Here is an 11,479-nt window from a genome sequence, read left to right as displayed (position 1 = left end):
GTAACTTTGGGGCTATTACCTCGATAAAAGGTGGGCTATGGGCTCTACTCGACAGGACACAGAGAACGAAACTCTGTGCTCTCTGTGTTCTCCGTGGTTGATTTGATTTACTCTTTTCACCGCAAAAAACGCAAAGCATGGAAGCTTTTTGTTATATATTTGTGCCGCAAGGGGGAATTATATCTGCGTTCATCTTGCGTTTATCCGGAGTAACGGGAAAAGGATTTAAATAATATGAATCTTTATACTTGACCTGCAAGGATAATAATGAAACCGCATCAAAAGAAGAATAATGAACAGGTTGTATTAAAAAACAAGAATATCGATAGAGAGTTCGAGTTAAAAGCAATAAATCGTATTCTTGACCGTAGATATGAAGTTTTAATAGAGTTAAGTTAATCTATTTGACATGTGCCTTGACGAACTTCAGGCATAAAGTAAATACAATATTTTCTGCCTGGTTATCATCCTCTTTTAAGACTCTTATGGACATTTCTTCATATGTTTTATAGACCATTAATCTACAGTTATAGAGTTCTTTTCTAAAATCAAAAGCTTCCACAGACGTATAATCTAAATTTAGACCATTATCTTCCAGAAACATTTCTATTGCGGTTAATGCGGTTCTATGGTTTGCATCAGGGAAAGCCTGCAGAAGTATTATATTTTTTAAATAATACGCAGCTACTTCAAGGATATCTCGGTTCTTCGGGGCATATTCGATTAGTTTTCTTATTTCATGCATCTTAATGGGATAATCTTCACTTCCAGAATATTCTATCCGGGGGTCTTTTGAGGCACGGATTTTTATTTGCTCATTGATATCCAGTAATATTTCCAACGTAAGAAGAGTGATATGACTCAATGTTTTCTACCAGCCTGCATAAAGCGATCCATGGTTATAATATTTATCCGCATCGTCGCCAGACCAGCTCATTTCCCCCCGCGATGAGCTTGAAGCCTACTTTCTGCGCTCGCAGGCGGACAGCGAGAAGCTGATGGAGGCGGTTGTGGGGAGGATGCTGGCGGATAGCAGTGAATAGAATCTAATTATAATTGCCAAAATATAATAACATCTTTTAATTGACCTATCAAGCTATATATAAAGAAATCATAGATATAATTGCATTTCAAAAAAAAGATGCTGTGAACATTATGGAAGAACTAATTGTAGATGACACATATAATATCCATTTTCCAAGAACATTAGTTGATTTGCTCAATATTAGACCCAGAGATCGCTTTAATATTATCATCAAAGATAATGAAATTGTACTCGAAAAAGTAAAAAAAGAGAAAAAAGTGGAAAAAGATTCTTTGGTCGAACTTCTTGACTCTCCGGCCCATGTTGATATCGTGAGAATTAAAGAATTAAATCTAAATGCGCTTGAGGAAGAGCTTTGGACAACATAAAAAAAATATTAGTTGATTCAAACATTTTCATATTTGCAAATATCAAAGAATATCCTGAATATGCTGTTGCAAAAGCAAAAATAAAAGAATTGATACAAACTCATAAAACTCAAAGCACCATATTAAAAGCTTTAGAACTCAGCTACTACTCCAATACCCGGATAAATGATGCTATAATCGCACAAAATGCAATAGATCTCGATGTTGAAGTGTTTACAGACAATATCAAGGATTTTAGGAATATATCGAACTTAAAAATAATTCCGCTAAGATAGCAAAAATGAGAGTCAAAGCCGGACTCATGCGATCGCAGGTGGACAGCGAAATATTGAGATGGGCGGTTTTAACCATAGTCAGAAGCAGACTTGTTCCTTGATAAGAAAAATGATGATTTTGAACAGGGGGCGGTGTTATTCTATCCAAAATACTTAACTGATGAACAATATATAGATATTGTTTAATGAAAGCAAAATTACTCAGGATTTACATAGGGGAATCAGGACGGTATGAAGGAAGACCTGCGTATCATGCGATTGTTGAATACTTAAGAAGCAGGGGAATTGCAGGAGCTACTGTATTTCGGGGTTTTGAAGGGTATGGGGTTCACAGTATCCTTCATACGGCAAGCATTATGCGACTGAGTGAAGATCTTCCGGTAATTATTGAGGTAGTGGATACACAGGAGCGCCTGGAGCCGGTTATTCCCCATGTCAGGAAAATGGCAAAGGATAAGTTGATGACGATACAGGATGTTGACATTTTGGCAGGGCATGACTATGAAGCGATTTCAAAAAACATATAATCTTACAGGATAATCTTTAACCATGCTTACAAAATCAGAGGGAGAAATAGCAGTACGTTTGGCAAGAACAGCAATAAAAGAATGCCTCACTAACGGAAAAAAGATCAAACCAGAAAACCTTCCGGATATTTTCAAGGAAAAGCGCGGTGTTTTTGTAACATTGAATAAGAAAATTGCCTCAACAGAGCTTCGGGGCTGTATTGGAAGACCTTATCCTGTCCTTCCTCTTGGGGAAGCTATAATCCTGTCAGCCATTAATGCTGCACGGGAAGATCCGCGGTTTCATCCCGTAGAGCTAAAAGAACTTGACGAAATTGTTATTGAAGTCACCGTACTTACTGTTCCGAAACCTATTAATGCAAAACCCGGAGACATCCCTGATAAAGTAGTTATCGGGCGGGATGGTCTTATTATTTCAAGCGGAAGGAGTTCGGGGCTTCTTCTTCCGCAGGTCGCAGTGGAACATGGATTTGATTGTACTGAATTTCTTTCCCAGACATGCATGAAAGCGGGACTCATGCCCGATGCATGGCTTGAAGGAGCGCAAGTTTATTCCTTTGAAGGACAGATATTCGAGGAAATAGAACCTGGCAAAGAGATAAAGGAAAAGGATATTAAGTGCGGCGAATGATTACTAATATGGAGTGTTAGCCGCAAAATTGAATTTAATAGCAAAGGAGAATAACAAAATGTCTGAATTGCGTATATCCGAGAATTCTTCGAGTGATGAGATACTTCCGTTTGCGAAAATGGTACATGAACTTTTTTCACTTCCTGTTACTATGCGAAGTAAAAATAAAAAAGGCGTCAGACTTGAAAAGGGAAACTTAATTGATAAAGACTATACAGGACCTGTGCTTGAAGAAGCAATACAAAAAAATCGGGTGATCCATACCATACCAACGAGTGGTGAATATAAAGGAATACCTGTTGTTGTCACCCCTATCCAGGACAAAGACGGTAAACCCATAGCAGCTCTGGGTATTGTGGATGTGATTTGTACGATCGACCTTGCTTCGGTATTCGGGAATTACCCGCAGATTGTGCGGCAGGTTGAAGAAAGCAAGAAGCATTAAAAAATAAAATGCTACCAGATTCTTTGAGCTGTAAGTATTATTCCCTTATCCTTCATAAAATTAATTAAGTTCTCTATCCATATTTGCATTGCCAGTTTAGTCTTGGCATAATCCAACAGGCTATTTTTGACCCCGCCATGCCAGCGGACTCCTTTGTATTTTATCTTGAATTCCTCTATATGCGACTTTTCAGCCGTGTTCTCAAAGAGACTGGCTAATATTTGTAAGGTATATTGCAGATTTTCTTTTTTCATAAATCCCCTCGCGCATAAATTATCAATATAGGTATACATGATATGTTATATATATTTTTCCATATGGATGAGCATAATGATAATTAAAAGTATTATAATTGACAGTATCTTTTTATTATAACCTGAAATCGAGTTAAGGAATTTTTATACCAAAGTATTAAATGTCTTAACATTCAAGTAAGCAGTCCACCAGAGGTGAACTATGGCAAGATTTCCAGAAGCGGAAAAAGTACTATTACACATGAAAATCTGCATGAAATGTAATGCAAGAAATTCAGTTCGTGCAACACGATGCAGAAAATGCGGATATAAGAATCTTAGAATGAAATCAAAGGAACTTAAGGGAACATAACTTGATGTCAGTTGAGGAGCGTCTCAACCAGATAGTTGAAAAAGAAGGTGCTGTTCACCTTACCCTAATAGATCCTGACTCACAATCGCCTGAAATGGCCGGAAAAATCGCAAAAGAAGCGTATCTTGGCGGCACAGATGCAGTTATGGTCGGCGGTTCTACCGGGGCTACCGGAAGTACTGTTGAACAGACAGTGCAGGCTATAAAGTCTGCCTGTGATCTTCCGGTCATTCTTTTTCCGGGAAATGCCGCAGGACTTGCACCAGGAGCTGATGCGGTTTTTTTTATGAGCCTTCTTAATTCAAGAGATGTCAATTACATCACAACGAACCAGGCAATTGGTGCGCCGATCGTTTATAAACATAATATCGAACCGATCTCTATGGCATATATTGTAATAGAACCGGGAGGTGCTGCCGGATGGGTGGGAGATGCCCGCCTTATTCCGAGGAACAAGCCGAAGCTGGCTGTGGCTTATTCTCTTGCGGCAAAATACCTGGGGATGCATTACATATATCTTGAAGCAGGCTCAGGCGCCGATAAACCCGTGCCTGTTGAAATGATCCGGGCTGTAAAAAAAGTGGTTGGAAAATCCACAAAAGTAATCGTTGGCGGCGGAATACGTGATGGGAATACAGCAAAAGAGAGGGTAGAAGCAGGAGCCGACATGATAGTTACAGGCACGATCGTCGAACAGGTCGATGATGTCAGAAGTAAGATAGAAGAACTTGTGAAAGCAGTAAAGTCGTAATAACACATTATGATACTCAAGATACACAACAGAATCGATAACTTTAAATTCTTATAAGGACTCAAATCCCATGGAGACTGTCATCTGGGATGACATTGGTATAAATGAATAACAAAATATCAGAAATCCAACAAAAACGCCCTGCATTGATGAAAAATATGGGAAAGAAACAACCGGTAGCGCTTGAATCATGGATGATAGAGGAATATTATGTTCCATATCAAGCATCTTAATTTTTAATATTTAATTTTTAATATTTGTCTGGAGGGAGTATATGGAAGTAACTGGAGTTTGTAGTATATGCGGGCGACCGGGAAAGCTGCATACGTGCATGTTATGCGGAAGTTTAGTATGTTCCCGGTGCATCACGGAAAAGGGTGTCTGCATTCGTCATTCCGATGGTAAGTCATTTCCGGGGCAAAAATCGTTCGTTTGATCAAAATGACAATGCATTTTAATACAAGCTACTTAATATAGAGCGTAAGATAGGAGGCTTTCATATCGAGGAGAACTCAAGTGAATTGAAACCCATCAAAGCAATATATGCGGTTCTTGGTAGCGGAGGTATTGGTCTTGCTCTTGCAAAAGAGCTTGAGACCAGGACTAAGAATATCATCCTTGTGGATAATGATGCTGCAAAGGTCGAGACATTAAAAGAGCAAAACCTCAATGCTGTGCAGGGAAATATCGGTGATAATGAGATTCTCTCAAGTCTGGATATCCAGAATATCGAATCTGTTTTTATAATGAGTTCTGACATCGAAGCAAATAAGAAAGCTTTGAATTTTATCCGGAAAAAAGCCCCCGATGTCCAGATAGTTACAAGAGTCAATACTTACCAGGAGAAGGAAGAAATGGAAGCTGCTGGCGCTGACCTTGTGGTCCTTCCTTCGAACCTGCCAATAAAAGCGATAGCATCAGCCATTGTCCAGTATATAGAAAAAATGAAATCCGTAAAACTTGCCCAGGATCTAAAGAAATTAATAAGTACTGTGGGTGAAGGAAAACTTGCGATCATAGTCCATGACAATCCCGACCCGGATGCCATCTCAAGCGCCATGGGCCTGAAGGAAATCGCGAACAGCGTAGGGGTTAAAGCGGAAATCCTTTATAGGGGGATAATAGGGCATCATGAAAACAAAGCTTTTGTAAACCTCCTTGATATAGAGATGGACCAGTCAAAAGACTTCAAAGCATCAGATTATAAAAAAATAGCACTCATTGAATCATCGGTACCAGGTGTAAATAATTTACTTCCCCCCGGAACGAAGGTCAGCATTGTGATTGATCACCACCAGGCTAATCTGGAAGAAGTGGAAGCAGAATATATAGACATAAGGCCCAACATAGGCGCGACTGCTACCATAATGACAAAATATCTCCAGGAACTTGAGATACCGATAAAGACCGAGCTTGCAACAGCTCTATTATACGGAATAAAAGTGGACACAAATGACTTCAGGAGAAATACCGACCCTGCCGACATGACAGCCGCAGCATATCTATTTCCCCTTGCAAACCATGATATACTGAACCGCATAGAGGCGCCCTCAAAATCTACTGAGTCGATAGATATTCTTGGTGAAGCTATCAAGAACAGGCAGATAAAAGGCAGTTACCTTATATCAAATGTCGGGACTATACGCGATAGGGATACTCTCGCCCAGGCCGCGGATTACATGCTGACTCTTGAAGGAATAACCACAACCCTGGTTTTTGGTCTTAGTGAAGATACGATATATATTTCCGGAAGATCCAGGGATGACAGGATAAATATCGGAAAGATCCTGACTGATGCATTCGGTGCTGATAAGGCCGGAGGGCATGCCAGCCTTGCAGGCGCACAGATCCCTCTCGGGGTATTTAGCGGTACGAAAGATAAGCAGACCCTTCTGAAACTGGCTGAAGAGGCCGTAGTGAAACGATTCCTGACTGTTATAGGGATGAAGAAAGAAACAAATTGATTTTCCAGGGTCATTTATTAGAATAATTTAGTAGGATATTTTTCCAGAATAGTTATCTATTCCCTTAACAATAACTACCCCCAGATATTATGGACGAGTACCAGCTTGATTATTTCAAAGAGAACGGATTTGTGCGAAAACAGTGCCCCAAATGCGGCAAGAATTTCTGGACGAGGGATTCTGAAACCGAATTCTGCGGAGACCCGCCCTGCGTTTCATATTCATTTATAGGAAAACCCGTTTTCAAGAAAGAATACGATATATCCTCTATGAGGGAGGCATATCTTTCATTTTTCGAGAAAGAGGGGCATACCCGCGTTAAACGTTATCCTGTTATCGCACGCTGGCGTGATGATATTTATCTTACAATTGCTTCCATTGCGGATTTCCAGCCCTTCGTTACATCCGGCCTTGTCCCGCCGCCTGCTAATCCTCTCACTATATCGCAGCCATGCATACGCCTTGATGACCTTGACGCAGTAGGCAGAAGCGGTCGCCATCTTACAACTTTTGAGATGATGGCGCATCACTGCTTTAACAAACGAGGGCAGGAAATATACTGGAAGGACAGGACTGTTGAGCTGTGTGATTCTCTGCTTGCCAGTCTTGGCCTTGACCTGAATGCAGTGACATATAAGGAAGCGCCATGGGCAGGCGGGGGAAATGCAGGCCCCAGCGTTGAAGTGCTGGTTGGCGGCCTTGAACTAGCAACCCTTGTCTTTATGGATCTGAAGCAGACAAAAGGCGGTTCAATAAATATAAAAGGTGAAACCTACGAAAAGATGGACAACTATATTGTTGATACAGGTTATGGTCTTGAGAGGTTCGTGTGGGCATCAAAAGGCTCGCCCACGATATACGATGCCGTGTTCCCTAAAATTGTGAATGAACTCATGGATCTTGCAGGTATTGAGCATTCTATTGAAAATCCTGAATATGCAGAGATCTTCTCGCAAAATGCAAGATTAGCCGGTGTAATGGATATCAGCGGACAGGCAAACCTGCTCCAGCTCAGGAAGAAAGTGGCAGACAGCATCGGCACGACGGTTGAAAAACTCCAGAGGATCATGGTTCCGGTCGAGACAGTTTATTCTATCACCGACCATTCAAGATGCCTTGCATTCATGCTGGGCGACGGTATAATCCCATCGAATGTGAAAGCTGGTTATCTCACAAGACTTGTGCTTCGCCGGACGCTCCGGCTTATGAAAGAACTGGATATCAGGGAACCCCTGATTGAAATCATCGAAATGCAAATACGGAATTTCCCCGAATACCCGGAATTCAGGGAGCGGCTTGATACGATAAGGGAAATTGTTGCGCTTGAAGGGGAAAAGTACGCTGATACCATTGAGCGCGGAACGAAACTTGTAAAGAAGACCGCAACTCATTTCAAAGAGAAAAACCAGGCAATTCCACTTGGTGAAATTATACAGTTATACGATACGCACGGTATCCCGCCTGAGATAACCCGTGAAGTCGCAAAAGAAGCGGGTGTCGTAGTGGAACTCCCTGATACGTTCTATTCACTTGTCGCGCAATCGCACAGCAAGGCACAAACAGAGGAAGAAGAGACGCTTGCGCTTGATTTACCGCCAACACAAAAGCTATATTATGAATATCCCGAACAAATGGAATTTGAGGCAACGGTTCTTGATGTTATTGAAAACAATGTGATCCTTGACAGGACTGTGTTCTACCCAGAAGGCGGGGGCCAGCCCGCTGATCACGGGACGCTTTCTGTCAATGATTATGTCGCCAACGTAACGGATGTCCAGAATCTAAATGGAGTTATAGTCCATGAGACCGATTCTGATTTCGGGTTCAAGAAAGGCGATACTGTAAAAGGCATGATCGATTGGGAGCGGCGGATGGCGCATATGAGACATCACACTGCCACGCATATAGTGAACGAAGCTGCTAAATCCGTGTTAGGTAAACATATCTGGCAGACGGGCGCGCAGAAGTCCACGGACAGGGCAAGGCTTGACCTGACGCATTTTAAACGTATTACTGATGAGGAGTTCAAAGAGATAGAACTTCTTGCTAATAAAGCCGTGATGAAGAACCAGCCAGTATTTATCGACTGGATGGACAGGATCGAGGCTGAACAGCGTTACGGATTTGTGCTTTACCAGGGCGGTGTTCCACCGGGGAAGGATATCCGCATCCTTCGCGTGGGTAATGATGTGGAAGCCTGCGGCGGAACGCATGTTTCAAATACCGGATTGATTGGCCCGATCAAGCTCATTAAGACCGAGAGAATACAGGATGGCGTTGAGCGAATTGAGTTCTCAGCAGGTGAAGCTGCGGTTAAACGCATGCAGGAAAGGGATGAGCTTTTAAATAAAGCCTCAGAAGCGCTTCGTGTTTCTCCTGACCAGCTTCCTGATACTGTGAACCGGTTCTTTGATGAATGGAAGGAATTCAAGAAGGAGAACGAACGCTTAAAAGATGAACTTGCGCAAGTAAGAGTGAAGGCGATGATGAGCGATGCTGTTGATATCAATGGCCTGAAAGTGCTTGCAAAGAAGATACCGCATGCTGACGTTGAGGAACTTATCAAGGCTGCCACGGAGTTCAGCAAGAACGACGATGTTGTGGCGATCCTTGCAAGTGATAAAAGCGGTGTTAAGATCGTGATGGGGGCAGGGGCGCGCGCCCAGAAGATGGGTGTGAACTCAGGCGCAATTGTGCGCGAGATGTCAAAGTTCCTGGGCGGCGGCGGCGGAGGCAAGCCGGGAATAGCGCAGGGCGGAGGCACGGATGTTGCGAGGATAGAGGAGGCGCTGGAGAAGGGCGTGGAGATGGTGAGGGAGAAGGTGAAGTAAGTGGTGCAATATAACAAACACCAATAACTCCCTAAGGGAGATTGGTGCTTGTTGTTATTTTGAGATTTATTTAGTGCATCCTGCGGGTCGTATTCTGCGAGGGCATTGGAAAACTGGCAATTTTATTGATCAAATTCTTTTTCATTTAGGGTTTTAAAGCTTATTTCTATCTCTGGAAGCTTATTTTTTATAACATCCCAGACTATATCCCAGCTAATTCCGAAATATGCATGGATCAATTTATCTCTCATGCCTGCAATTTTCTTCCATTCAATATCAGGGTATTTTTCCTTTAAAGGATCGGAAATGTTTTTGGCTGCCTCGCCGATAATCTCTATGCTCCTTGGAAAAGCCCTTTTCAAAATCATCGAGAATATGTTTTATAAAAACTTCATCACTTTTCACACCAGACAACCTCCCTCTCCACATAGGGGCGAACATACTTGTCCAACCCACTGGTGGTAATTAAATCAACCTTTTTTGCAAAAAGGTCTTCAAGGAAGAAGCTCAGTTCCATAAAGTTGTCAAAGCTTTTTTTGGTGTTCTCAAACTCCACCAGAACATCAACATCACTTTCCTCATTAGCCTCTCCCCTCACCATTGAGCCGAAAACTCCAATTTTTTTGACTCCGAACCTTTCTTTCAGGAAAGTCTTATTTTTCTTAACGATAGCAAGAACATCCATAATTAGTTTCTATCTTAATATTGACCATATAGCACATCAATCTTTTCAATAGTTTTATAAATCTTTGAGACTGTTCTAATTCGGTGACATGAAGATAAATGAGTCTTACAAGCTGATATTAAAAAACTGGTTGTATGGCATAGCGTTCTACTTAATTCCTTTCATCATTGGATATTTGGCCTTTAGTTTTGTCCTCTCTGATAACGTTCTGCACACCGACGTTGACAGCGCCAGGTACATGCTCAGCGCCTTGATTCAGAGCGAGGCTGCAATCATGGCGCTTGTTGTTACTTTGAGCCTCGTGGCGGTGCAGCTTGCGGCGCAATCGTATTCGGCGAGGGTGATAGAGGTATTCAGGAAGGCGCCGGATTTGTGGATACTGATGGGGATTTATGGGATTGCTATTTTTTATGGGCTGGGTGTGCTGAAGATGATTGAGAATCCGCTGGTGGGAAGGCAGTCGAATCTTGAGGAGCATATTGTGTTTTCGTATTGTCTTGGGGTTTTTGCGTTTGTGGCGCTGGGGCCGTATATATGGAAGATGTTTGAGATGCTGAAGCCATCGACTGTGATAAACATGCTGGCGGAAGGGATAACGAAGGAAAAAATTTTAGATTCTATTCCTGAAAGACAAGAAAAACCAAATGATAAAGACCCAGTTCAGCCAATTATTGACATAGTACGTGGTTCATTAATGAAATATGATTATGAGACAGTGAGAGATGGATTAAGAGCAATTGGAAAGCAGACTATTGATATAATAAGAAAAGAGACTTTCAATGAAAATGAATTGGAAAAAATCTCCCATTTCATCTTTTCTCACCTAACGAGAATTGGAAAACTAGCTGCAAGCCGAAAAGATGAAGAATCTGTTTCTGAGGTAATAACCACTCTTTACAATGTTAGTATCTTCATGGTGGAACAAAAACTCGAAAAAACAGCATGCAAAGCAATATTTTCATTAGGAATGATTGGGGAAATTGCAGCGGAGCAAATATTTGAAAGTGCTACTTGGGATTCAATAGACTTTCTAAGAGAGATTGGAGAAACTGCTGCAAAAAAAGAACTCAAAGATTCAACGCAAGAGGTAGCTGAGAAGCTCGGTTCAATTGGAGAAATTGCAAGGGAAACAGAATTCAAACTTCTCGCATTATTTTCATTAGAAATTATTGGAAAAGCTGCTTTAGAACATAAACTTAAAAATGCTGTACTATCTGCAATATTTTCTTTAGAAAAGATTGGAAAAAGCCCTACCAAAAATGAATTTGTAATGTTCAAAGCTGCAGGATCACTTAATCCGTAACTCCGCCTGTTTTAAGTAATATGTACAGCAAAGTCCAATTTTTCTAAG

General features: G+C 41.5%; 14 protein-coding genes. 10 read left to right on the top strand and 4 right to left on the bottom strand.

Features of this window, described 5'->3' with window-relative positions:
• Nucleotides 1-400: 400 nt before the first annotated feature.
• Nucleotides 401-865: a type II toxin-antitoxin system death-on-curing family toxin gene (locus CL181_RS16145; protein ID WP_141398949.1), complete on the bottom strand. Its 465-nt coding sequence runs from the start codon at nucleotides 863-865 to the stop codon at nucleotides 401-403.
• Nucleotides 866-1,083: 218 nt separating this feature from the next.
• Between CL181_RS16145 and CL181_RS16140 the strand changes: the two genes are divergently transcribed.
• From CL181_RS16140 to CL181_RS16120, 5 genes are all read left to right on the top strand, one after another.
• Nucleotides 1,084-1,413: a hypothetical protein gene (locus tag CL181_RS16140; RefSeq protein WP_097300355.1), complete on the top strand. Its 330-nt coding sequence runs from the start codon at nucleotides 1,084-1,086 to the stop codon at nucleotides 1,411-1,413.
• A complete protein-coding gene (locus CL181_RS16135) occupies nucleotides 1,401-1,688 on the top strand; it encodes a hypothetical protein (protein WP_097300354.1) in 288 nt (95 codons plus the stop codon). The genes CL181_RS16140 and CL181_RS16135 overlap by 13 nt, the downstream gene beginning before the upstream one ends.
• 185 nt (nucleotides 1,689-1,873) lie before the next feature.
• On the top strand, nucleotides 1,874-2,215 hold the full coding sequence (locus CL181_RS16130; protein WP_097300353.1) for a DUF190 domain-containing protein: 342 nt from the start codon (nucleotides 1,874-1,876) through the stop codon (nucleotides 2,213-2,215).
• Between the two features lie 22 nt (nucleotides 2,216-2,237).
• A complete protein-coding gene (locus CL181_RS16125) occupies nucleotides 2,238-2,846 on the top strand; it encodes a TIGR00296 family protein (protein ID WP_097300352.1) in 609 nt (202 codons plus the stop codon).
• A gap of 58 nt (nucleotides 2,847-2,904) precedes the next feature.
• Entirely contained in the window at nucleotides 2,905-3,291 is a 387-nt protein-coding gene (locus CL181_RS16120) for a DUF2111 domain-containing protein (RefSeq protein WP_097300351.1), read from the top strand.
• Nucleotides 3,292-3,302: 11 nt separating this feature from the next.
• Here CL181_RS16120 and CL181_RS16115 read toward each other — a convergent pair whose 3' ends face one another.
• Entirely contained in the window at nucleotides 3,303-3,545 is a 243-nt protein-coding gene (locus tag CL181_RS16115; protein WP_097300350.1) for a hypothetical protein, read from the bottom strand.
• Between the two features lie 202 nt (nucleotides 3,546-3,747).
• On the opposite strand from CL181_RS16115, the gene CL181_RS16110 reads away from it, so the two are divergent.
• The 4 genes from CL181_RS16110 to alaS all read left to right on the top strand — a co-directional run bounded on the left by CL181_RS16110 (nucleotide 3,748) and on the right by alaS (nucleotide 9,443).
• Nucleotides 3,748-3,897, top strand: coding sequence for a 50S ribosomal protein L40e (locus tag CL181_RS16110; protein ID WP_097300349.1), 150 nt, complete (start codon nucleotides 3,748-3,750; stop codon nucleotides 3,895-3,897).
• A gap of 4 nt (nucleotides 3,898-3,901) precedes the next feature.
• The gene (locus CL181_RS16105) at nucleotides 3,902-4,648 is read left to right on the top strand and encodes a geranylgeranylglyceryl/heptaprenylglyceryl phosphate synthase (RefSeq protein WP_097300348.1); all 747 of its coding nucleotides are present in this window, start codon (nucleotides 3,902-3,904) and stop codon (nucleotides 4,646-4,648) included.
• 521 nt (nucleotides 4,649-5,169) lie between these two features.
• Complete coding sequence (locus CL181_RS16095) at nucleotides 5,170-6,612, top strand: DHH family phosphoesterase (protein ID WP_255251611.1); 1,443 nt, start codon at nucleotides 5,170-5,172, stop codon at nucleotides 6,610-6,612.
• Between the two features lie 89 nt (nucleotides 6,613-6,701).
• On the top strand, nucleotides 6,702-9,443 hold the full coding sequence (alaS, locus tag CL181_RS16090; protein ID WP_097300345.1) for an alanine--tRNA ligase: 2,742 nt from the start codon (nucleotides 6,702-6,704) through the stop codon (nucleotides 9,441-9,443).
• A 122-nt stretch (nucleotides 9,444-9,565) separates the two neighbouring features.
• On the opposite strand, the gene CL181_RS16085 is transcribed toward alaS, so the two are convergent.
• Entirely contained in the window at nucleotides 9,566-9,811 is a 246-nt protein-coding gene (locus CL181_RS16085) for a DUF86 domain-containing protein (protein WP_097300344.1), read from the bottom strand.
• 26 nt (nucleotides 9,812-9,837) lie between these two features.
• A complete protein-coding gene (locus CL181_RS16080; protein ID WP_097300343.1) occupies nucleotides 9,838-10,128 on the bottom strand; it encodes a nucleotidyltransferase family protein in 291 nt (96 codons plus the stop codon).
• A gap of 88 nt (nucleotides 10,129-10,216) precedes the next feature.
• On the opposite strand from CL181_RS16080, the gene CL181_RS16075 reads away from it, so the two are divergent.
• Nucleotides 10,217-11,431 carry a DUF2254 family protein gene (locus CL181_RS16075; protein ID WP_097300342.1) on the top strand — a complete coding sequence of 405 codons (1,215 nt, stop codon included), beginning with the start codon at nucleotides 10,217-10,219 and terminating at the stop codon, nucleotides 11,429-11,431.
• Nucleotides 11,432-11,479: the final 48 nt, after the last annotated feature.

Origin of the sequence: Candidatus Methanoperedens sp. BLZ2 (assembly GCF_002487355.1) — an archaeon.
In the GTDB taxonomy this organism is placed as follows: Archaea; Halobacteriota; Methanosarcinia; order Methanosarcinales; family Methanoperedenaceae; genus Methanoperedens.
Note: the sequence above shows the minus strand (reverse complement) of the source record. Positions and strands in the feature narration are given on the sequence as shown.

Coding starts and splice junctions, on each gene's coding strand:
- alaS (WP_097300345.1), top strand. CDS start 6,702: ATGGACGAGTACCAGCTTGATTATTTCAAAGAGAACGGATTTGTGCGA.
- CL181_RS16110 (WP_097300349.1), top strand. CDS start 3,748: ATGGCAAGATTTCCAGAAGCGGAAAAAGTACTATTACACATGAAAATC.
- CL181_RS16125 (WP_097300352.1), top strand. CDS start 2,238: ATGCTTACAAAATCAGAGGGAGAAATAGCAGTACGTTTGGCAAGAACA.
- CL181_RS16075 (WP_097300342.1), top strand. CDS start 10,217: ATGAAGATAAATGAGTCTTACAAGCTGATATTAAAAAACTGGTTGTAT.
- CL181_RS16105 (WP_097300348.1), top strand. CDS start 3,902: ATGTCAGTTGAGGAGCGTCTCAACCAGATAGTTGAAAAAGAAGGTGCT.
- CL181_RS16080 (WP_097300343.1), bottom strand. CDS start 10,128: ATGGATGTTCTTGCTATCGTTAAGAAAAATAAGACTTTCCTGAAAGAA.
- CL181_RS16120 (WP_097300351.1), top strand. CDS start 2,905: ATGTCTGAATTGCGTATATCCGAGAATTCTTCGAGTGATGAGATACTT.
- CL181_RS16115 (WP_097300350.1), bottom strand. CDS start 3,545: ATGAAAAAAGAAAATCTGCAATATACCTTACAAATATTAGCCAGTCTC.
- CL181_RS16130 (WP_097300353.1), top strand. CDS start 1,874: ATGAAAGCAAAATTACTCAGGATTTACATAGGGGAATCAGGACGGTAT.
- CL181_RS16085 (WP_097300344.1), bottom strand. CDS start 9,811: ATGATTTTGAAAAGGGCTTTTCCAAGGAGCATAGAGATTATCGGCGAG.